Origin of the sequence: Acinetobacter sp. UBA6571 (assembly GCF_002434085.1) — a bacterium.
Lineage (GTDB): Bacteria > Pseudomonadota > Gammaproteobacteria > Pseudomonadales > Moraxellaceae > Acinetobacter > Acinetobacter radioresistens.
The window spans coordinates 68351-91707 of sequence record NZ_DJJJ01000063.1 but is presented as its reverse complement, the minus strand read 5'-3'; the positions used below and the strand labels follow the sequence as shown (position 1 = coordinate 91707).

At 42.1% G+C, this 23357-nt stretch carries 18 protein-coding genes; 11 read left to right on the top strand and 7 right to left on the bottom strand.

Going from position 1 to position 23357, the window contains the following annotated elements; all coding sequences use genetic code 11:
* The first annotated feature begins 7 nt into the window (after positions 1–7).
* From B3X18_RS13520 to B3X18_RS13510, 3 genes are read left to right on the top strand one after another with little or no spacing between them, the layout of a single operon-like run.
* On the top strand, positions 8–664 hold the full coding sequence (locus B3X18_RS13520; protein WP_005027633.1) for a hypothetical protein: 657 nt from the start codon (positions 8–10) through the stop codon (positions 662–664).
* Between the two features lie 33 nt (positions 665–697).
* Positions 698–2974 (top strand): DUF6160 family protein, encoded by a 2277-nt coding sequence (locus tag B3X18_RS13515; RefSeq protein ID WP_005027631.1) that lies wholly within the window; start codon positions 698–700, stop codon positions 2972–2974.
* Positions 2975–3003: 29 nt separating this feature from the next.
* Positions 3004–4065, top strand: a complete 1062-nt coding sequence (locus B3X18_RS13510; protein ID WP_005018748.1) for a hypothetical protein — start codon at positions 3004–3006, stop codon at positions 4063–4065.
* 39 nt (positions 4066–4104) lie between these two features.
* On the opposite strand, the gene B3X18_RS13505 is transcribed toward B3X18_RS13510, so the two are convergent.
* The 4 genes from B3X18_RS13505 to B3X18_RS13490 form a co-directional block, all read right to left on the bottom strand.
* Positions 4105–5820, bottom strand: coding sequence for a proline--tRNA ligase (locus B3X18_RS13505; protein ID WP_005018749.1), 1716 nt, complete (start codon positions 5818–5820; stop codon positions 4105–4107).
* A 90-nt stretch (positions 5821–5910) separates the two neighbouring features.
* Positions 5911–9015, bottom strand: a complete 3105-nt coding sequence (locus B3X18_RS13500) for an efflux RND transporter permease subunit (protein ID WP_017400929.1) — start codon at positions 9013–9015, stop codon at positions 5911–5913.
* A gap of 12 nt (positions 9016–9027) precedes the next feature.
* Entirely contained in the window at positions 9028–10155 is a 1128-nt protein-coding gene (locus B3X18_RS13495) for an efflux RND transporter periplasmic adaptor subunit (RefSeq protein ID WP_005027627.1), read from the bottom strand.
* A 61-nt stretch (positions 10156–10216) separates the two neighbouring features.
* Complete coding sequence (locus B3X18_RS13490) at positions 10217–10798, bottom strand: hypothetical protein (RefSeq protein ID WP_005027625.1); 582 nt, start codon at positions 10796–10798, stop codon at positions 10217–10219.
* 338 nt (positions 10799–11136) lie between these two features.
* Here B3X18_RS13490 and pilG point away from each other — a divergent pair, with 338 nt between their 5' ends.
* From pilG to B3X18_RS13460, 6 genes are all read left to right on the top strand, one after another.
* Positions 11137–11520 carry a twitching motility response regulator PilG gene (gene pilG / locus B3X18_RS13485; protein ID WP_005018759.1) on the top strand — a complete coding sequence of 128 codons (384 nt, stop codon included), beginning with the start codon at positions 11137–11139 and terminating at the stop codon, positions 11518–11520.
* Between the two features lie 21 nt (positions 11521–11541).
* Positions 11542–11910 (top strand): response regulator, encoded by a 369-nt coding sequence (locus B3X18_RS13480; protein ID WP_005018768.1) that lies wholly within the window; start codon positions 11542–11544, stop codon positions 11908–11910.
* A gap of 4 nt (positions 11911–11914) precedes the next feature.
* Complete coding sequence (locus tag B3X18_RS13475; RefSeq protein ID WP_005018769.1) at positions 11915–12451, top strand: chemotaxis protein CheW; 537 nt, start codon at positions 11915–11917, stop codon at positions 12449–12451.
* A 45-nt stretch (positions 12452–12496) separates the two neighbouring features.
* Positions 12497–14578 (top strand): methyl-accepting chemotaxis protein, encoded by a 2082-nt coding sequence (locus tag B3X18_RS13470; RefSeq protein WP_005018770.1) that lies wholly within the window; start codon positions 12497–12499, stop codon positions 14576–14578.
* 165 nt (positions 14579–14743) lie between these two features.
* A complete protein-coding gene (locus tag B3X18_RS13465; protein WP_005027622.1) occupies positions 14744–19114 on the top strand; it encodes an Hpt domain-containing protein in 4371 nt (1456 codons plus the stop codon).
* A 15-nt stretch (positions 19115–19129) separates the two neighbouring features.
* Positions 19130–19594, top strand: a complete 465-nt coding sequence (locus B3X18_RS13460; RefSeq protein WP_005027621.1) for a hypothetical protein — start codon at positions 19130–19132, stop codon at positions 19592–19594.
* Positions 19595–19654: 60 nt separating this feature from the next.
* Here the strand turns inward: B3X18_RS13460 and dapE are convergent, their stop codons facing one another.
* The 3 genes from dapE to B3X18_RS13445 all read right to left on the bottom strand — a co-directional run bounded on the left by dapE (position 19655) and on the right by B3X18_RS13445 (position 22082).
* Entirely contained in the window at positions 19655–20791 is a 1137-nt protein-coding gene (gene dapE / locus B3X18_RS13455; RefSeq protein ID WP_005027619.1) for a succinyl-diaminopimelate desuccinylase, read from the bottom strand.
* Between the two features lie 143 nt (positions 20792–20934).
* Positions 20935–21075, bottom strand: a complete 141-nt coding sequence (locus tag B3X18_RS13450) for an entericidin A/B family lipoprotein (RefSeq protein WP_005018775.1) — start codon at positions 21073–21075, stop codon at positions 20935–20937.
* Positions 21076–21212: 137 nt separating this feature from the next.
* Positions 21213–22082: a DUF1853 family protein gene (locus B3X18_RS13445; protein ID WP_005027617.1), complete on the bottom strand. Its 870-nt coding sequence runs from the start codon at positions 22080–22082 to the stop codon at positions 21213–21215.
* Between the two features lie 105 nt (positions 22083–22187).
* Between B3X18_RS13445 and B3X18_RS13440 the strand changes: the two genes are divergently transcribed.
* Together B3X18_RS13440 and elsL are read left to right on the top strand one after the other, a co-directional pair.
* Positions 22188–22595: a YbaN family protein gene (locus B3X18_RS13440; RefSeq protein ID WP_005027615.1), complete on the top strand. Its 408-nt coding sequence runs from the start codon at positions 22188–22190 to the stop codon at positions 22593–22595.
* A gap of 3 nt (positions 22596–22598) precedes the next feature.
* A complete protein-coding gene (gene elsL / locus B3X18_RS13435; RefSeq protein ID WP_005027614.1) occupies positions 22599–23108 on the top strand; it encodes a cell wall-recycling L,D-carboxypeptidase ElsL in 510 nt (169 codons plus the stop codon).
* Positions 23109–23357: the final 249 nt, after the last annotated feature.

The following is a 23357-nucleotide window of genomic DNA, read 5'->3' as shown; positions in this document are numbered from 1 at the left end:
GAAGTATATGTTAAATAAATTTAATTTATTATGTGCTTTAGTCCTTTCATCTACAGCGCAAGCAGAACTTATAAATCTCGATAATGAGGCATTGTTGAATATCACAGGTCAGGGGGGAGCTGATTTAAGCTGGACACTGTCGTTAAACCATCAGTATGCCAATAATATGAGTCTTAAAAATATTTCTGAATATGATCCACAGGGAACTGTAACTCAGGCTTTTTATTCTTATCAATGTGTTTCAGATATTTTATGTCGATTCGCTTTTTCACCCAACAACCATACCGAAAATGGCAGTCAAAAATGGCTGGTATTTAAACAGTTACAGGGTACTCTTCAAATAGATAAATTCTCTTTAGATGGTTCTACAATTCTAAACCGGGAGGGTGAACCGCAAACTGCACTGCAACTTACTTTTTATGATGACCATCCGTTAAAAGTCCGTAATTTGGGCTTTAAAAGTCTTGCGGTAGAAAGCGGAAGTGAAGGGTATTTAAATGATAAAAAGTATACAACTTACGATGGCGGCAAGCTGGTTCCGAGATTTGATCAAGGAGGGGAACAAGGCTTTATGGGAGTGAACATGCATGGGAACCTGCATATGTCAGGTAATCTGAAGATTTTCAGTTATAACTGTGCGGGCACAACGACAAGTCGCTGTTAAAAGAAAAGAGAGCTCATCAATAAGGATGTTGAAATGAGAAAAATAACAAAATTAAAGTGGCTCAGTGTCTGTATATTTATGGCACAGCATTCTTATGCATTGCAGCAACTTTCTGATACGTCATTAAGTACAGTCACCGGTCAGGATGGTATTTCTATTACTCATGAAGTATCTAAAGTGGTTGTTGATCAAGCGAACTGGGTAGATTATTCCAACACTGGAAAAATGAAACTAGGTTTACATAATGTCAGAGTAGAGGGAACCCATCAGCAGAATATCAAAAGTACTTTAGATATTGATGTTGGAAAAACTGAGCGGGGCGTAGGAATAAAGATACAGGGCAGTATTTCACCTTTTCAGGCGACTATCGAAAAACTGATGCTGATCTGTGATACTAGTTGCACGAACACCGTGGCTCAACAAAACCTGGGTTCCTTGAGCCTCGCGACTATCTCGCCACTTATTTTTAATCTGGAAACAACAGCGGGCTTGTTTAACCGTGACGAGAAAGCTCATCTGGATTTCAGACTACAAAATGCCAGTATTGGTTATGGCTTGAATGGCCATAATCTGACCTTGAAAGATTTAAATTTTAATATTTCAGCGGATGGATATATGTATATCGACCCGACAGAAGGAATTGTACTGGCCACAAAAAGTAAAAATGGAGCCACAGATCATATAATTGAACTGGGCCGGGTTTCTGATCTAACTGATGTTCATTCAAGCCGGAGTGATGCTACTAATCCTGGAGTAAACCTGGATTTACGTTACGGTTCTGACCCCGCTAACCAGAAAAACCTGATCCGTATGGGAGCATCAGGTGCTTTAACCAATGGCAAGATTTTTCTAAATGCTGACCAGACAGGACTGGCAAATTTTAATACAGTTAATGCTACAGATTTGAAAGAAACAACACGTAAGGCACAAGGGTACGATACCAAAGGTGGCTTACACTTAGGACTGGCAGCAGAGTTTACCCGTCAGGGAAATCCATTACTTACGGCTAATCATCAGGCTACAACTCTTGAGCTAGGTCATACGGGTAAAGGCAGTTATGCGATCGAATTTTCTAACTTGTCTCCCTTGGCCATTCGCAATGCAAATAGTATAACTGCTTACAACACCCAAAATGCTTATATAGACTTGGGTGATATCTATATTAATGCTGCCCAGACACCTACATTAAGTTTTATCATTAATGAAAATATGAGAAAGGTATTGGGTGAAACAGCAGCTGAACTGGTCTATAACATAGTGCCATCCGGTACTACACAAAATATTGCCTTACTGGCTATGCGTGGTATGGACTTTCAGGCGATTGCCCGTAAAGCAAGATTCATTTCTGATAATTCTATGGCAGCATTAACCAATCAAAGTGCGGAATGGGGTATTGGTATTCCTATTTTTAACTTAAATACCAATCTTGCCCTATTTTCTAAGAATTATAGTTACCACGGAAGCAGCAAAGCCGGATTAGGCTATAACTTGGCTTTGTCTACAGAAGGTTATGGTATTGACCAGAAAACTAATACGCCTAGTACTACCTCGCTTATTATTGTTGATGGTGCAAGAGGTTCGCATGGTGAAGAAGTAAATTATTATGCAGGTTTTAGAAATATAGATGCGTATTTAAAATCTGATGGTGTCATCGGATTTGAAGATGAGGGAATCTATATTAAGGCTGACCACTTGTTACTCGCTGCTAAAGCAGAAATCGCAATTGGCCAGTTACCTGGCTCTTTATATAACTGTCCGGCTGGGGTAACAAGCTGTGATAAAAAGGTAGTACCCATTGATAACTTTGCTCGCAAAAATGATGTTTTAACCTCGTTGGCATTTAAACTGGATGGTAATGGTGAGTTGTTTATTATTCCGGGTGTTAACCCGACTGAAGGGAATCTGGATAGCAATTTTTTAACTCTAAAGGCAAATTTCGATTTTAGCGAGTTAAATACTTCACAAAAGCAAGATCCTTCAGTGTTAGGAAGTTATGTAAGTCTGATTAATGAAGACATAAGGCCAGACGGTACGTCTAAAACTTCAAGCATAAATATCAATAAAATGCAGGGTAGTGTCGGTCTTGAATCTAGAGTCTATGTAAAGCAGGATACCGTGAAGGTAGACAGTCAAATACAGTTTAACCGGGCTTCTACATTAATGAGTCCTGGACAAGTTAATACATTGAATACGGGTAAGATTTTTAAAGCAGAGATGGCGATGTCCCCTTCAGGTAGCATGCAAAAGATTGCAGACCTTGCAATTACGGGTGGCACCATGCGTAGTACTTTAGGTATTACACCACGCTAGATTATAAAAAGAACAGATAAGGAAAGATAATGAAAAAGACTGGTTTAGGTATTTTGTTTGTCTCTATATTAAGCAGTTCAACCCTATATGCGATGACAGAGTTAGATGACAATGCCCTCTCACAAGTTGAAGGGCAGGCTTTATTAAATTTAACATATAATCAAGGCATAAACTCTGGCTCTATGCAGCAAAGCAATATGGGATTTTATCGTTTAGGACTGGCTGCTGAATTATCTCTGAATGCCAATATTAAGAAATTACAGTTAGGATGCGGGGGAAGTAAGGGAGCAGGCTGTGATATTGATATTGATAATATTGCTCTGACTGGAATAAATCCTGTAGATGGTTCATATGTAAACTCAGATTTTGTCTTAAATAATCCTTTCATTGAATTTGCTATTGATAATCCTAATTCAGCAGCCACACGTCAAGTGGCTGGTTTCCGTCTGGGTGCACTTTCAGCTTTAGGTATGATGAGTATAGGTGGAAATTCAGATTTAAGTAAACTTAATGATGATAAGGGGATTAATAGTTTAAGTGGTGATATTGGAGTGAGAGTTACAAATGCTAATATTAAAGGCATCCAAGTCACCCTATTGGGACTACCAATATCGACGGCAGATGCGAAAGTTACAGATTATGCTACTACTCTAGTGGTAAATCGTTCCTCTACATTTGATCTATTAGGTATGGACGCGAATAGTACTTTAAATATTGCAGGCTATCCATTATTAAAGAATCTTCATTTAGATACCAATATGAAAGATATTCCATTTAGTACCGTCCATCGCTTAGTAATTGCAGATAGCAATGGGGGGGCAACAAGTAATGCTTCTCTATCTTTACAGAATAAGGATATTTTTTGGCAAAATGTAACTGATAACTCTTGGAAAGCAAATGCAGCTCAAAAAGGCTGGTGGATGTCTATTCCTGATACGCAGTTTGCAAATTTAAATATGGACGGATCAAATGTTAAACTTCCTATTTCAAGTGCGGTTGGAGGTTTATTAGGAGCAACAGTTAATATTGATCCTATGGACTTAGGTCAGCTGCCTATTTCCAACTGTTACGGTGGCCTTAAATTCTGCTAATAAAAAAATCCCGCATTGAGCGGGATTTTTTATGGAAACCTATTTAGCAAGTTTTGCCAGTAATTCATCTTTGTTAATGTTAACTGATTCTATATCAGTACGGCCTTTATATTCAAAAGTACCCGCATCCAAGCCTTTTTCACCAATCACAATTCGATGTGGAATACCAGTGAGCTCCAGGTCAGAGAACTTAACGCCTGGGCGCTCATTACGGTCATCTAGCAGTACATCAAAACCTTGAGCTTGTAGTTCGATGTACAGTGCTTCAGCGGCCTCCAGAGTGCGTGGCGACTTATGGGCATTCATTGGTACAATCGCTACTTCAAAAGGAGCAATGGCAGCAGGCCAAATGATACCTTTTTCATCATAGTTTTGTTCAATTGCTGAAGCAATTACACGAGTTACCCCAATACCATAACAACCCATAGTAACGGTAAGTGGCTTGCCATCTTCTCCCAAAACTTTACAGCCTAGCGCTTCAGAATATTTTTTACCAAGCTGGAAAATATGTCCGACTTCAATACCACGCTTAATTTGTAAAGTACCTTTGCCATCTGGAGATGGATCGCCCTCGACCACATTACGCAAATCATAAACTTCAGTAAATGATGCATCACGTTCCCAGTTCACTCCAGTTGCATGTTTGTCAGCTTCATTCGCTCCAGCAACAAAATCTGAAAGTACTGAAGCAGCACGGTCAACAATTACGGTAAGCCCTTTCTCGACCAGCCCTTGGGGACCAATGAAGCCAGCAGTCAAGCCCAGTGCGGCAATTTGTTCTTCAGTCGCGAAAGTGAGCGGTGCAGCAATCAGTGGATGCTTCTCTGCTTTAATTTCATTAAGCTCATGGTCACCACGCAAAAATAATGCAATTACAGGTGAGTGACCTTTTTCATCGGCGATACCCTGCACGAGGAGTGCCTTAACAGAATGGGCAGGATCAGTGTTCAAGAAAGTTGAAACATCTGCAATGGTTTTTTGATTTGGCGTGTCTACAATTTCGAGTGCTTGAGTAGGCGCTGCACGTTCTCCCACTAAAATAGCCTCTGCCATTTCAATATTGGCTGCATAGTCCGACTCTGTCGAGAAAGCGATATCATCTTCACCACTTGAAGCCAGTACATGAAACTCATGTGAACCTGAGCCACCAATAGAACCTGTATCTGCTTGTACCGGACGGAAATCGAGTCCTAATCGACTGAAGATACGGCAGTAAGTTTCATACATCACATCATAGGTTTCTTGTAGGGATGCCTGGTCAACATGAAAAGAATAGGCATCTTTCATGATAAATTCACGTGAGCGCATAACACCAAAGCGCGGTCGAACTTCGTCACGAAACTTGGTCTGGATCTGGTAAAAATTGATTGGCAACTGCTTGTAGCTTTTAAGCTCATTACGCGCCAGGTCAGTGATTACTTCTTCATGAGTCGGACCGAGTACGAACGGGTTAGTATGACGGTCATTGAAACGCAGTAATTCTGGACCATATTGTACATATCGGCCAGATTCTTCCCAGAGACTGGCAGGCTGGGTCACGGGCATAAAGGTTTCCAGAGCACCGGCCCGGTTCATTTCTTCACGTACAATCGCCTCTACTTTATTCAGCACACGTACGCCCATCGGCAACCAGGTATACAGCCCTGAAGCCAATTTACGAATCATCCCCGCTCTTAACATGAGCTGATGCGAAATAACTTCTGCATCATTTGGGGTTTCTCTTAACGTTGCAAATAGAAAGCGGCTTGCGCGCATGGAAACAGTCCTAAAAGTGAGCATTGTAAAAATAAGATTATACGACAAAAAATGAGATGAATATTTCATCTCATTTTTTTCATGGCCTGATTATGACATTAATTTACGGAATTGACGTATCATCAGGTTCTTTAGATCATCCAGATAAGTAAAAATGACTGGAACCACAACCAGTGTCAACAATGTAGAGGTAATTACGCCACCAATTACAGCATGGGCCATGGGGGAACTCTGTTCACCACTTTCACCTAAGCCCAGTGCCAGCGGTACCATCCCCATGACCATAGCGCTAGTTGTCATCAGAATGGGTCTCAAGCGTGTTGTACCCGCAGCAATAATAGCATCGTAGCGGTCCATTCCACTTTCAATTCCTTTTTTAATAAAATCAATCAGCAAAATGGCATTTTTGGTCACCAGACCCATTAACATGATGATACCGATAATCGAGAACAGGTTCATGGTCGAGTTAAATAGATAGAGGGCCAAGAATACCCCAATCAGTGAAAGGGGGAGAGAAGCCATAATAGCAGCCGGATGAATAAAGCTATTAAACTGTGAACCTAAAACAATATAGATAAATACAATGGATAAGGTAATTGCAGTAATTGCATATCCTAAAGATTCAGCCATATCTGCATTAGCGCCTTCTGTGTCGAAATTATAGCCGGGCGGCAGCTTGAACTGGGCTTGCATGGCATCAATATCCCCGCCAATATCGCCAGCAGGGCGGCCTGAAGTATTCGCTTCAATCAGCACTTCACGGGACAGTTCACGGCGGTTAATCTGGGACGCACCTGAAGTTTCCTTGAAGCTTGCGACCGTTGCTAGCGGAACTAGAATATTCTGGTTGTTATTATCCAGTTTTTCTGAAGTAATATACATATTCTGGATATCACTTGGCAGAGTGCGCGCATTTTCACTCAGGCGTAGATTGACGTCATAGTTCTCACCACGTTCATCTTCCCAGGTTGTGACGTTATCACCTGCAATTAGTGGACGTACGACATTTGCAATCTGGTTCACTGATAGTCCTAAATCACTCGCCAAGACACGATTAATACTGACAGAGAGTGTGGGTTTTGGCTCTTTAAGAGAAGTTTCAAGATCAACCACACCATTAATTTTTTTCATTTCTGCCATAAAACGGTCGGATATTCTCTGAAGTTCATCCAGATCGGGTCCTTTGATTGAAATCTGGATAGGTTTGCGTCCACCAGAAACGACCTCATCTGCCGATGCCACTGAAGTAATAGTAATACCACCGACCTGTTGTAACCGGTTACGCAGGTCATTGTTCAGATCATTTAAGGTTTGTTCACGTTCGTGTCTTGGCGTAACAGTCACCCGGATGCTGCCGTGGTTTTTTCCGCGGTCAGTCATACCGTTAATTACGCCATATGTGGTCTGTACTTCCGGGTGCTGCCGAATAATATTTTCGACCTGTTGCAGTTTTGCCTGGGTATATTGCAAAGAGGCATCAACCGGAGTTTCAAACTTTACCCGTATAGAACCTTTGTCAGGTGTAGGTACAAATTCAGTACCGATCAGTTTTGACAAGGCAAATGCCCCAAATAAAGAAAGTACAGCAATCAATACTGTTAACAGGCGAAAGCGTAAGGCTAACCTGAGCAACTTTTCATAAACTGCTGTCAGGTCATCCAGCTTTTTAGAAGTCCATGCAAAAAAACGAGTTAAAGCATTCTGTTTTTTAGGCCTGTCTTTGCGTTCAGCCCAGTGTGCAGAGAGCATCGGGTCAAGAGTAAAGCTGACAAACATGGAGATCAGGACAGCGGTACTAACAGTAACGCCAAACTGATAAAAGAAACGGCCAATAATGCCGCCCATGAAAGCGACAGGCAAAAATACAGCCACAATGGTAAGGGTAGTTGCCAGCACTGCCAGTCCAATTTCTTTAGTACCATCAAGTGCTGCGGTCACATGATCTTTACCCATATCACTGTGCCGGACAATATTTTCCCGAACTACAATCGCATCATCAATTAGTAAGCCGATACTTAAAGAGAGTGCCAGTAGAGTCATCATATTGATAGTAAAACCAAATGCCCATATAAAGGTTAGTGTTCCGAGCAAGGCAATCGGCAGAGTTAAACCGGTAATGACAGTAGAGCGGAAAGAGCCTAAAAACAACAGTACAATAATAATTGCCAGTACCGCCCCCTCTACAATGGTACGGGCAACGTCCTTAATAGTGGATTGAATTGATTCTGAGTTATCAACTACTACTTTTAGCGTAGTACCTGCCGGTAACTGTTGCTCGATCCGGTCAATGACTTGATAGGCATTTTTGACCACATCTACAATATTGGCGTCCGCACTACGTAAAATATCAATGGCAACTGCTGACTTGCCATTTAAATAGGCCGCGGTTTCCATTTCAGCCTGAGAGTCGGTAATCGTGGCAACCTGTTTTAGGTAAACTGGAGTACCTTGTTTATTGGCTATAATAAGCTCTCCGAACTGATACGGATTGAGAACCTTGGCCTGAATTTCAACCACCAGTTCCGAGTCAGGTTGCTGCAACGCTCCACCTGGAATCTGTACATTTTCATTTTTTAAAGTATTAATTACCTGGTCAATACCGACTCCAAAGCTTCGGAGCTTTTTTGGATCGACTGCAATACGGATTTGTCGCTGTGCATCGCCGAGCAGATTAACATTACCGACTCCTTCTACAGTCCTTAACTGCGGTAAAATCCGCTGATCCAGATAAGAGCTCAGGTCTTTTAATGACATGTTATTAGATTCGAATACCAGCGACATGATGGCACTTGAGGTCGGATCATACCGCTCTACTACCGGATCTTCAATTTCATCCCTGAACTGTGCTGTTACTGATGCAATTTTATCGCGAACGTCTTGTGCGGCTACAGAGGATGAAATATCCAAGTCAAATTCTGCCACAATGGTTGAAAGCCCTTCGCTTGAGGTCGAGGTAAGCTTTTTCAGGCCTGAAATGGTGTTAATCTGATCTTCCATTTTTTTTGTAATTTCAGACTCAACCGTTTCCGGGGATGCGCCTGGGTAACTGGTATACACCACTACAAAGGGAAAATCTACGTCGGGATATTCTTCTACACCCATTCGTTGCCATGAGGCAAGTCCCAGCACCATCAAACATAACATCATCATGATAGTAAAGACCGGGTACTTCACACTGATCCGCGTAAACCACATATGTCTAGATCCTTATGATGCAGGCTTGCTGATACTGACCGGCTGGTTAACCTGATCATTGGAAAGCTGGACCCGGCTGACCACATCCGTATTTTGCAGTCCTTTTACCACAGCCGTATTATTGCTGAAGTCTTGACGCAGAAGAGTAAGGGGAACCTTGGTAATACGATTATTGCGGATAGCCCAGACATATGGGCTCTGGTCTATGCTCTGAATCACATCTAGAGGTATAAGCTGACCCTGAAGCTGGTTACTGCTAATGATATAACCTTCAACAAAAGCACCAATACTTAGGGACTGAATGGCTTCATTTGGTCTTGCAAAGAACTCAATCTGGCGGCTGACCTGATTAGCAATTGGTGAAATCCGGCTTAAGGTTGCAGTGAGCTGCGCCGAGTTACCCTGAATCTGGTATTCGATTTTCTGGCCGACTTTCAAGGCCTGCTGCTGATCAGCTGGTAAGGATGCCTGTATTTCCAGCTGGCTAGGATCAACAATTTCAAATAAGGTCTGACCGGCGCTCACTGTCTGGCCCGGCTCCACTTGGCGTGCAGTAATTACACCTGAAATCGGACTGCGTAAAATACCGTCTCGGTCAGCTTTTTGTGCAATATCTACATTCGCCTGTTGAGCTCTGACGTTTTCCTGCTGACCTTTATAGTCAACCTGGGCTTCCTCATACTCTACCTTGGAGATAAATCCTTGATTAAACAGGCGACGTTTACGTTCTACCATTAAACGGCTCTGTTCAGCCTGAGCACGGGTAGAGGCTAAATTAGCTTGTGCTTGAGCCAGTCTGGCAGCATTATCCTGATTATTAAGCCGCACTAGCACTTGGCCTTTATGAACAGACTGACCTACGGATGCATTCACTTGAGTGGCAGTTGCTGTAATTTGCGCCTGAATTGAGCTTTGATTTACAGCTTTAATTGTTCCGGTAAAAGCCGTTCTATTAAATAAAGTACCACTTTTAACCGGAATCAGATCTTGAGGAATCAGTTCAATTTTAGTGGCTTCGGTCGGTGTTGCAACAGGTTCTGACCTGTCACAGGCTATTAAGGCCAGACAGAGACATAACAGGCTTATTCTGGGAATAAGGTCAAGAGTAGGCAGAGTCAATATACGCGTTGCTACTCGCATGCATATTCATCCTTATGTTCAGCATAATGCTTTTAAATTATTTTTCTCTAAAAAGCTTACATTATTCAATGGCTTTTAAACGTGAGATAATTCTGTCGTATTGGGCTTGGGTATTGCGATAGTTCGTTTGTAAAGAAGTAATATTATTTTTAATGAGAACAAGATTCTGATAATTGCTGTTCAGACTATTTTTCAAGACAGCAGGTACAGGTTGGCCTTTCCTTAAATAATCCATTTCCTGCCGTTTAAAATAGATCCGGTCACTCTGTAATTGTCGAAGCTGGTCTTGTTGAAAACTAAGCTGTTTTTTGAGGTTAGCTAAATGTTCATCACGTTTAGCCTGAGCTACTCGGCTGTTGGTATATGCTCTTTTAAGTTTTAGGTCCTGTTCACGCTCTCGGGCCTGAACAGCGCGCTGTGGAGCCTGCTTTATGTCTTTATCTACATTGTAGGGCCGACTGCGTTGAATAACCTGCATATTCTGATCTAGTGCTTCATATCCATAACGAATATGGGTCGGTGTCACCGAGGTACTAATATTGGCAATACCATTATTATCATAATAACGGTACCACACCGCTTTAGGTGTTTCAGTGACATTTGCAATGACTGGAATAGTCAGGCAGCTCAGGCTGCAAACCATCAAAAACTCACGGGTTATATTTTTCGTTCGTATCCAGCAACTTTTAGCTATAGCATGTAACACCATAAAATTCCCCAACACACTGGACCGAAGCACTTATCTTTCAGTAATAAAATTGTTATATTAGAGCTGATTTTTGCAGTTAAAAATACGGTATAGGCAAAAAAAAACCAGTTTCTGATAAAAACATAAATTATCTTATTGATTTAAATGACACTCTGTAAAGCTATACTTAAAATGTTCATTGGAAATACAAGTAAATTTATGTTAAAAAAGTTGAATAACTGTAAAAATTAATCCGTCAAATATTATGTTGAATAAGCGGGAAGGCCGATTAGATGGAAGACAAATTTCAAAACCTTAAGGTTATGGTAATCGATGATTCAAAAACTATTCGCCGTACAGCAGAAACTTTGCTGCAACGTGAGGGCTGTGAGGTAATTACTGCAGTTGATGGTTTTGAAGCATTGTCCAAGATTGCCGAAGCCAATCCTGATATTGTCTTTGTCGATATCATGATGCCGCGTCTAGATGGTTACCAGACCTGTGCACTGATTAAAAACTCACAAAATTATCAGAATATACCGGTCATTATGCTGTCTAGTAAAGATGGGCTATTTGATCAGGCTAAAGGTCGTGTAGTGGGTTCGGATGAATATCTGACCAAACCGTTTAGTAAAGACGAATTGCTCAATGCAATACGTAATCATGTCAGTGTCTAGAAAAAGAACTTGGGGAAGAAAATGGCTCGTATCTTGATTGTTGATGACTCACCTACCGAAACTTTCCGTTTTAAAGAGATCTTGACCAAGCATGGTTATGAGGTTCTTGAAGCGACTAATGGTGCAGATGGGGTAACTATTGCCCAGGCAGAATTACCGGACCTGGTATTGATGGATGTGGTGATGCCGGGTGTTAACGGTTTTCAGGCAACTCGTCAGATTGCTCGTGGTGAAACAACTAAAGATATCCCGGTGGTCATTGTCAGTACAAAAGACCAGGCAACTGACCGGGTTTGGGGCAAGCGTCAAGGCGCCCGTGACTATCTAACCAAACCTGTTGATGAAAATAAACTAATCGAAGTAATCCAACAATACCTCAACGCAGGATAGTGCTATGGCAGCAAATGGATTTATCGAATTACTTCGGCTGGCAAAGCGTGGCAACCGTAGCTATGCTGCCAGCAATAATGAAGTAAACCGGTGGTCAGGTATTGCTTTTGAAATGCTGGGGCAATATTTTGTTGCTCCACTTGGGGAGGTTTCTGAGGTTATTTATCCTCCAAAGTATACCGCAGTTCCTAATACTCAGCCTTGGGTACGTGGACTGGCTAATATTCGGGGAAGACTACTTTGTGTGGCTGACTTGGCACAGTTTATATCTGGACAACGCAGCAATTTCTCACCTACTCAAAAAGTACTCTGCATTAGTCATAATGAACAATATGTGGGTGTGGTGGTCGATCGGGTTTTGGGGATTCAGCATTTTAACAAACAAAGTTTTTTTTCAAAGAATGACGGGCTGGAGGATCAGTTAAATCCATATTGTCAGGGTTATTTTTATCAGCATAACCAGCATTGGCATGTGTTTTTATTCAGCCGTTTATTGAAAGACTCACAGTACATGAACGCATCTACAAAATTTATAAACTAATTTGACGCGCCTACTCAATAAAAGCGTTTTCAGGGGAGAGGCTGTATGGGCTTTAAACTCAAAAAGAAAAATACGGGAGAAAGCGGTGCTGCTCACAGCAGTAATGCGTTTTTAACCAAAATACAAACACAAGTCGAAGACTTTGCACGGTTATTTGGAGATAGTTCCAAATCTAAACCGTTTATTTATGGGGCAGCATTATCTTTAATTCTATCCGTTATTCTTTTACTGTTTTTATTCTATAGCGTACCTCGTCATAATGAGTTAACTCGTAGTTTGGGTGAATTGCGTCTACTGTCGCAAACTATTTCCCGTCAAGCAACCGAGGCGACTGCTTCTGGAACGCCTGAGTCCATTAAAACCCTGTCACAGTCACAGGCGCGCTTTGCTGAAAACCTAGAAACTGTACAGGATATTCATGGCTCAACTGATGCCGAGGTTCGGCAGGTTGAACAGACCTGGAATGCGGTATCTCGAAATATTGACCAGATTACCAGCCAGCAAAAAATTATTAACAAACTCTACGATACCAATATTGCTATTTCTGAAACCATTCCAGGTATTCAGGCAGAATATAACCTGCTAGTCGACCAGATGGCACGACAAAATATGAGTAGTAGCCAGGTAGTTATTGCTAAAAACCAGGTATTTATTGCAGAACGTATCTTGCGTTCGATCAGTTCCGTACTTGTAGGTAATGACAGCTCACGTGAATCTGCAGACGACTTCAATGCTGATACTGAAACTTTCGGTACTTATCTCAATGCACAGCTGAACGGCAGTAGTGAGCTAGGTGTAGAGCGTATTAATGACCCTGCATTACGTGAATCTCTAACCAATATTCAAGATGAGTATAATGCGGTCTTAAAATCTGCTGCAGCGACAGTTCTAAATAACTCCAACCAGATTGTTCAGGTCCGTCAGGCATCAGCACAAATTTTCTCTCAATCTGACGAACTGCTGGCAGCTCTAAACAAACTGACTGAGTCGGCAAGTAGTAACTGGGCAGAAGTGGCTCTTGCAATTCTGCTGCTGGCGTCAATTGCTGCCTTGATCTTCTCTGTAATTAAACTTCTGGCACTGCGGGGAGCGACGGATAAACAGCGTGTGACCCGCCTACAGGACGAATACGACCGTAACCAGAATGCAATTTTACGTCTGCTGGATGAAATTGCAGATCTTGCAGATGGAGACTTGCGTTCTTATGCAACCGTATCTGAAGACTTTACTGGTGCGATTGCGGATTCGATTAACTTTGCGATCGACCAGCTACGTGATCTGGTATCACGTATCAATGAAACCTCGCAAGAAGTATCACGTTATACCCAAAATACGCAGAATATTACTAACCAGCTGGCTGAGGCTTCAGAACATCAGGCTCAGGAAATTGCCGGCGCTTCCAGTGCAATCAGTGAAATGGCAACCTCAATTGACCAGGTATCTGCCAATGCTTCTGAATCTGCCGAGGTTGCACAGCGCTCAGTACAGATTGCTTCTAATGGTGCAGATGTTGTAAACCGTTCTATTGAAGGGATGGATACCATCCGTGAACAGATTCAGGAAACATCAAAGCGTATTAAGCGTCTGGGTGAGTCTTCTCAGGAAATTGGTAATATCGTTTCCCTCATCAATGATATTGCAGACCAGACAAACATTCTGGCATTGAATGCGGCTATTCAGGCATCGATGGCTGGTGAAGCAGGCCGTGGCTTTGCTGTGGTTGCCGATGAAGTACAGCGTCTTGCAGAGCGCTCAACCTCTGCAACGAAACAGATCGAGACACTGGTAAAAACCATTCAGGCCGATACCAATGAAGCAGTAATCTCGATGGAGCAGACCACAGCCGAGGTAGTACGCGGTGCCAATCTGGCAAAAGATGCGGGTATTGCACTGGATGAAATTCAGAAAGTATCAGGCGATCTGGCAAAACTGATTGCGAGCATTTCTGATGCTGCAAAGTTACAGGCTGCTTCAGCAGGTCATATTTCTAGTACCATGAGTATCGTACAGGAAATTACCTCGCAGACCACCAGCGCTACTTTCGATACTGCACGTTCAGTATCAGAGCTGGCCAGTATGGCAGAGTCACTACGTGAATCTGTAACTGACTTTAAACTGCCTGAATAATCTCAATAAAAATAGAAAACCAGACAGCAGCCCCTGAAGCAGGTTGCTGTCACAGGCACTAAGCGCATCGACAAGATGAATTCGTGTTCGAAAGTAACGTCTTGCATGATGGTTACAAAATAGTTTTCTGCCGGTCTTGGTAGAAGAAACGAAGAAGTTTTAGCTATGAAACAAATACTAAAAGACTTGATTGGAACAACGACTCTTCCTGAAGATAGCTATCTTGACCAAGATGCAGAGATTCTTGAAATTTTTGTTGAAGAACTAGAAGAAATCTTTACTGATTTGGATATTTTGATACAGCAGCCTGAGCAGCAGGACAAGCTGACCAGTATTCGCCGTTATTTTCATACCTTAAAAGGCTCCGGCCGGATGGTAGGAGCTAAAAGTTCCGGCGAGTTGGCTTGGACGGTTGAAGATCTCTTGAATCGAATAATTGCTAAAACACAGGCTTTTACCCTGGCGATCAGTCGTTATGTAGAATTAGTCTTTAAGATTTACAAATACAAGTTATTTTATAACTTTAAAAATAGTCAGCCTCATGCGATTGATTTGCGTCCCCTCGTATTGATCGGGCAACAACTGCAACAGCATGGCAGTCTTGAACCGGCACTTGAGGAATTGCTGGAGCTTAGCTGGACCTTATGTTCGCCTGAGACAGTCACCGGGCTTGAGCTGGTGGAACATACAGCAGAGACTCTACCACCACTAGGTGTAGAGAAGCTTGAAATTCACGAGGAATTTGATTCACTAACTGCCGAGACACTGGCGATCTTTCTTGAAGAGTCGGAAGAACATCTGGCAACTATTGATGAGTTCTTGAATAATAATGAACAGGGCAGTAATTATAATGCTCTAATCCGCGCTTTACATACTTTGCGTGGCAGCTCGGCCATGGCTCAGGTAGAACACATATTTGAAGCAAGTAGTAAAATTGAAAATCTGTTTAAAACCATGCTGCAAGATGAGCTGGTATCTACTTCAAATGAAACCGCTTTACTTACTCATTATGCTGAATTTGTAAGGGATTATCTCTACATTCTAAAACAGGAATGTAATATAGAACAGTTGGAACGGGTTTATCAGACCTTTAATCATGCTTGGGAAAACTACGGATTTCATCAAGAACCTGTGGATGATCTCGTGAACCCTCAAGGTCTGGTTTCAAGGCTCCTCGAGCTTGAGATCAACCAGTTGCTAGATGCCGAGTTCGAGTTTGATCAGCGTACCCGTACCGAATATCCAGAATATTTACAGCTTTTGGTACAGCAGGCACAGGAACTGGTTGAACATACACGAAACCGTGCCTCCCAAGGTGTATATGATTTTACGTTAGAACTACTTCAGAGCTATCAGCAGCTCTTGGCAAAGCCACAGCTATTAAATCTTGATTATGCATATGAACTTTATACTCAAGCTCATCAGCAGCTGATTTATCTGTTTGATACGCTTGCAGCGGGACAGCGTGTCAGCCTGAGCCCGGCTCATCAAAGTCTGCTTGAAGAATTATCTGCATTTGTACAGCAAGAAATACAACAGGTAGATGAGTTGTCCACTGTTACTGAGCCTTTTGAGGCTCCGGTTGACGTAGCAGTTTTGCAACATACTTTCAACCTGGGAGCGCTTTCAGCACGTATAGCGGCTGATAAAGCGCTGATGCATTCTGAACATAGTAATCAGGTTGCTGATGCTGATCTGCGCGATATCTTCTTGGAAGAGGCCGAAGAATTACTGGCTGGTATGGATAGTGACCTGAACAGTTGGACAAAAGAATCAGGCCAAGTTACTGCTCTGAACAATCTAATGCGTTATTTGCATACCTTAAAAGGTGGTGCAAACATGGTGCAGGCCACCCATATGGGATTAATTGCACATGAGCTGGAAAGCATTTATCAGAGAATTATTAACGGGCAGGTTCAGGTCTCTACTGTACTGATGAGTATTATCCGGCTGGTACAGGATGAGCTGGCAGAACGCATCCAGATACTACGTGAACAGCAGATTGACTACCCGGCGCCAGCAACTATTGAAATCCTCAAAAATATTGAGTCGATCAGCACTGGTGTATTAGTGACTACGGCTGAGCCAAAAGTAGCAGAAGAGAAGCTGTCCGAGTCGAGTCAAAATATTGAATCAGATATAACTGATTGTACACTTGCGGATGCGGAAATCGCTGAGCATTCCGAAGAGTTACAAACAAATGAACAGGTAAGATCAATTGTTGAAGAAGTTTTTCTCGAGGAAGCCGAAGAGCTGTTACAGACCGCTCATAAATTACTAGATCAATGGGTAGAAGAGCGCAGTAACCGGAGTCTGTTACTACAGCTGCAACGGAATGCTCATAGTCTTAAGGGCGGCGCACGGATGGCCGAGCTTGAGCCGGTAGCCGTGATTGCTTATGCGCTGGAAAATACTTTTGAACAATTTGGTCTGCACAATCTTACCACTAGTGTTTATGACCCGCTTTTACATACTGCTTTACGCTGGTTGGAAAATGCTATCTTCAAAGAGCAGTATGAAAACTTTGACAGTTTGAAGCACAGCTTGGACTCGATCCAGTTTACTGAAATTCCTGCTCAGCTCATCAATCAGATTCCTGCAGATAATATCGTAGCTGATGGCAGTCTGTTTGAATTCGTGCATGGTGATGGTACTGAACCGCCTTCCATGATGGGTGAATGGGACAATACAGAGCGGACTGAAAATAATGAAATGATCCGGATTTCAGCCGATCTGGTTGAGAAAATGATTGATCTTGCAGGTGAAAACTCCATCAACCGTTCCCGTATTGAAATGGATGTGGGACAGGTCGGTTCTATTCTTTCCGACATGGAACTGGCTATTCAACGACTGGCTGACCAGTTACGCCGTATGGAGGGTGAGCTTGAGAGTCAGATTATTGCTAAGCATGGTACAGAGAATTCACGTTATAGTGATTTTGATCCTTTAGAAATGGATCAGTATTCTTCGCTAAATCAGTTATCCAAATCACTGGCTGAGTCAGCATCTGACTTACTTGACTTTAAAACCACATTATCTGAAAAAATACGTGATACTGAAGGTCTGCTATTACAGCAGTCAAGGATTCAGGCAGAGATTCAGGAAAACCTGATGCGGACCCGTCTGGTACCCTTTTCTCGATTATTACCGCGTTTACAGCGCATAGCACGGCAGACCTCTTCAGCACTAAACCGTCCTGCAGAACTCGTTGTTCAAAACACTGAAGGAGAGCTGGACCGCAATATTTTAGAGCGACTGGTCACCCCGCTTGAACATATGCTGCGAAATGCAATTGATCATGGTATTGAAACCATTGAGCAGCGTCTCAAGCAAGGGAAACCTGAAAGTGGCCGTATTGAGCTAAATATTAATCGCCAAGGTACAGATGTCATCATTACTTTTACAGATGATGGCCAAGGTATTAATCTTGACAAGCTGAAAAATAAAGCACTAGAGCGAGGCCTGATTGGAGCGGAACAAAAACTGGAAGCTGAAGAGCTGGCCCAGTTGATTTTCCATCCAGGTTTAAGCACTGCAGCAGAAATTACCCAGATTTCTGGTCGTGGTGTAGGGCTGGATGTGGTACAGAGCAGTATCAAGGCGATGGGTGGTCACGTGACGGTCGAGTCTGTACAGGGGCAGGGTACAACATTTACGATTCGTGTACCAACTACAGTAGCAATCAGTGATGCCCTGATGGTTAAAGCAGGTGACCAGCAATATGCTGTACCATTGGCGCAGATTGAACGTATTGTGCGTATCTCTCCTTCTATGCTGGAAGACTATTTTGCTGGCAAAGAAGATACTTTCCGTATCGACAATATGTATTATAAGCTGCGTTATCTTTCAGAGTTTGTAGCAAATCAGTCTCTGCCTCGTCTTACCGGTATAGCCCACTCTCTGCCGGTACTGCTGATTAAAGGGAGCAGTGGCCAGACAGTAGCGTTACTAGTTGACCAGCTGGTCGGATCTCGTGCACAAATTGTGGTGAAACCAGTGGGTCAACAGCTGGCTAGCGTAGGTGCAGTAGCTGGTGCAACAATTTTGGGTGATGGACAGGTTTGTCTCATTCTGGATGGGCAGTATATTGCTCGTCAGGTACAGTCTTCATTACGTGTCAAGGAAGTAAAAGAATCTCGTGAGTTGCATCGCTTTAATGATGAACGACGTCTGATTATGATCGTTGATGACTCAGTCACTGTACGCAAAGTCACCAGCCGATTGCTTGAGCGTCAAGGTTATGATGTAGTGACCGCTAAAGATGGTGTTGAAGCGATTGAACAGCTGGAAAGTATTAAGCCTGATTTAATGCTGCTCGATATTGAAATGCCGCGTATGGATGGTTTTGAAGTAACTAATCTGGTACGTCATCATGATGTACATCGTAATATGCCAATTATTATGATTACTTCACGTACAGGTGAGAAACATCGTGAGCGCGCTTTTGCACTCGGAGCAACGCAATATATGGGCAAACCTTTCCAGGAAGCAGACCTGTTGGCCAATATTGAAGCGTTACTTGAGGTTATGGTCTAACGCGGGAGAAAAAAGATGAGTCAAACCAAAGCGAATTCAACTCTGGCAAAGATTGATCAACAAGAGTTACAGCACCTGATTACAGTATCGACCGGTTTTATCGATGCTTATATTATTCAATGCTATGCTCAGGTACCGATGTTGCTACCCCAGAATATTGTATTGTCTGCTCTTGATAGTTCGATTAACGTCGATCATATTGATTGGCATGATTTTAAGCTTCCGGTCTATAAGGTAAATAGCCCTACGGCTAAAACAGCAGTTGCACTGGTAATAGAAGGAGAGCAGGTAGATCAGCGCTTTGCCTTGATCTGTGATGAAATGCCTCAGACTATCAGACTGCGGATTTCAGAGGTGGTCGATGAAGAACAGCCTTTTGATGATTCAAATATTTATCAGTATGTACGTATGGGAGACCAGATTTTTCAGGTTCCCAACCTGAACGAGATTCAAAACCAGTTAAGTCATAAGACATTCTAAAAATTCATTTGAAACAAAAGAGGAACCGACAGGGTTCCTTTTTTGTTTATCTTATATTCATCAGCTCAGGAGCTGTATCAGGATTTTTTCATAAATCTCTGCTAGCGGTTCCAGATCGTCTACATTTACGTGTTCATCAATTTGGTGGATACTGGCATTCAATACCCCAAGCTCCAGTACCTGTGCACCAGTTGGAGCAATAAAACGTCCATCTGAAGTACCACCGCTGGTTGAAAGCTTGGCTTCTACACCATTAACCTCATGTATCGCTTGTACAGCAGCGTTTACGAGCTCCCCCACGGGTGTCAGGAAAGGTAAGCCAGATAAGGTCCACTTAATATCAAAATCAACCTGATGATACTGTAAAATAGCAATTACTCGTGCTTTAAGCTCATCTGCGGTCACTTCAGTAGAATAACGAAAATTAAATGTAACTGTCATTGTGCCAGGCACTACATTGGTTGCACCGGTACCAGCTTGGATATTGGAAATCTGGAAAGAGGTTGCTGGAAAATACTCATTCCCGCTGTCCCATACGGTCTCACATAGCTCTGCAAGCGCTGCAGAAGCTGTATGAATCGGGTTAATCGCCAGATGTGGATATGCTACATGTCCCTGTTTACCCTTAACAGTTAAAACACCATTTAGAGAGCCCCTACGACCATTCTTAATGATATCACCCAGCTGATGAGTACTAGACGGCTCGCCCACCAGACACCAGGTCATTTTTTCATTACGGGACTCAAGTGTTTCTACTACCTTTACGGTCCCATTTATTGAAGGACCTTCTTCATCAGAAGTAATTAAAAAAGCAATTGAGCCTTTATGATCAGGATACTTGGCAACAAAACGTTCTGAAGCGATTACCATCGCTGCCAGAGCTGTTTTCATATCGGCACTACCACGACCATATAGCTTACCATCACGTATTTCAGGAATAAACGGATCAGAATTCCAGGCATCCAGGCTTCCAGTGGGCACCACATCAGTGTGTCCTGCAAAACAGAAAACTGGGTCTTTAGTACCACGACGGGCCCATAAATTATCTACGTCTTCAAAGCGCATGTTTTCTATATGAAAACCGACCTTTGATAAACGTTCAGCCATAATATTCTGGCAGTTATGGTCTACAGGAGTAACTGAGGGCTGGCGCAAAAGTTGCAGGCTAAGGTCGAGAGTGTCTGATGATGAAGTCATACCGGAGATCAATGTCTTTAAAACTTGCCGATATAATAGGGGAATATGTAATTGAAAGGGAGTTTAATTAGAACAAACCTAGTCTGTATAAAATTAGGAAACCCTATCCGTAGATAAGGTTTTTTGAAAAACTGATAGCAAAATTAAAGTTTTTGTTTAGTATCTTCTGCAGTATTTGATACAGCACTTCCTGCACTAGAAACATCCTCGCCCAAGCCTTTTACTGTGTTACAACCAGTCAGTACAATTGCCAAAAACATTGAAGCAGCTAAAATTTTTTTCATCATCATCTCCAAGTTAGATTTATTTTGATGTTCACTCAGGCTAAAAAATATGCTTAATAAATAACATTATGTTTTGATAGTAGAAACGTTATGAAATGTTTCAGAAAAAGATAAATCACTTATTTATATTGCATTTTTTAAACATTATTAGAGGTTTTGAGTAAGGGAGGTAGACGGTACATAAAGAACTGCGGAGATGCATGATCAGAATAATATAAACCTTGAGTCCACCATAAAGCCCTGTCCGAACTTTGCACCTGATCCGGACATAACCACTCCTGTCGCTGTAGACGATAGTAGTCTTGCTGGGGAATATAATCAGCCCATCCTCCAAATCTACGAGATAAATTAATCCAGGTTGAAAAGGGCTCAGAAGAGTCAGGCCAGTTTTTTAAGGGGAAGTAAAGTTGTCCCTTGAGAATAGCGTAGCGCTCTTGAATGAGATGTCCTGATACCTCTTCAAACTGGAACTGTTTCTGCGTAAAGTGATTTAGTTTGCGTAATAAGGTATCACTACGGTTAAGACCAAACCACGATGCCAAAGAAGGTTCTCTTTCAGCCAGATAATATTTTAAAGCCACTTCCCAATGTTCTGTTTTTCCCGTTTCGGTATTTAGAATTAAAAAATCCAGCTCACCAATTGTTTTTGGTCCATCAATAATCTGGATGCTATGTCCAAGTAAACGATATGGATGATATGCATGATCAAGTAGCCAGAACCAGATCAGCATTTCAAAACGTAGTCCTAGGCGCGTACTTTTAAGCTGTCGAAGGAAGTGCTCAAGTGGTTCAGGTTGCTGGTCAAGCTGTTTTAAACGGGGTAAATAGGCTTGGAAATATTTTTGCCAGATATGGTCACTATGCAAATTAAAATGATGCTTAATTATGAGTTCTTGTGGCAGGCTTTTAAGAATATTCGGACTGGCTAGACTAAAAGCCAGCTGACGTATGGCAGGATGCTTAAATTGTAACCATGGTTCAAAATAAGCCTGCTGATCACCAAACATATACATAGTCCGCCCATAAATATCATAAGAAAACGCGCAGAATAAAAATATAGTGCGCATATAAAACACTTTATACTAGCGCAATTGCGGGATTAGGAAAGAGATATGAGAACATTGTTTTGGCGAAGTCTGGTACTGATTTTTATTGTACTTGGACTGATAGGGGCAATTTTACCCGGCATGCCAACGACAGTGTTTTTAATACTTGCTGCATGGGCTGCGTCTAAAGGCTGGCCACAAATGGATAACTGGTTACTGAATCATCCAAAATATGGGTCAACGCTCAGAGCTTGGAGAGCTAATGGCACTGTTCCGCGTAAAGCAAAATGGCTGGCCAGTATCATGATGTTAATAAGCGGTATTATGATGCTATTTACTAATGCACCACTGCTTGTCAAAATCTTTACAGATGGCATTATGCTGGTTGTGGCCATCTGGTTATGGATGCGTCCTGAGCCTCAAGATCGACCTTTACAGTCCATCGAAAAAAAAGTACCGGGAGAAATTGAGTAAAAAATGTCTAGCTATACCTTGGATCAGGCAGATCTGTTAATTGATCTGGCACAGCAGAAGCTTCATCTTCCTAAACTAAAAAAGTGTTATGCCATTTCTTCTGGTAAAAATGGAGTAGGTGAGCAGGAAAATACAGGCCAGACTCCACGAGGTTGGCATCGTATAGAAAAAAAAATTGGGGCGGAACATCCTAAAAATTCAGTGTTTATTGCACGTCAGTTTACTGATGAGATTTATAGTCCTGAACTGGCTGCCCAGTTCCCACAAAGAGACTGGATTCTAACACGCATACTCTGGTTACATGGGCTTGAGCCAGGTTTTAATCAGGGAGAAGGGCGGGATACCTTCCAGCGCTATATTTATATTCATGGTACACCAGATACTGAGCCGATGGGTATTCCGATGTCACATGGCTGTATTCGTATGCGTAATGAAGAAATCATTGAGCTTTTTGATTTAATCCCCGAGCAGGCTTTAGTTTTTCTCTCAGAAACACCACTTGAATTGATTTAAACAATACATAAGTCACATTATGTTTATCAGATACAAATAAAAAATAGTCTGTATAAACACCTCTAATTTTTTAGAGACATGTTTAAATAAAATACAAAAAACATTGTTTTTCCTTTAATTTACCTATTTTTTAATCATTCGAAAGTATTTTTATGAAAACAGATAGAAAAGCGTTTGACACCAGATGAGGATTCTCTATAATGCACCTCACAAACGATGAAGACCTAAAGGGCGCTTAGCTCAGTTGGT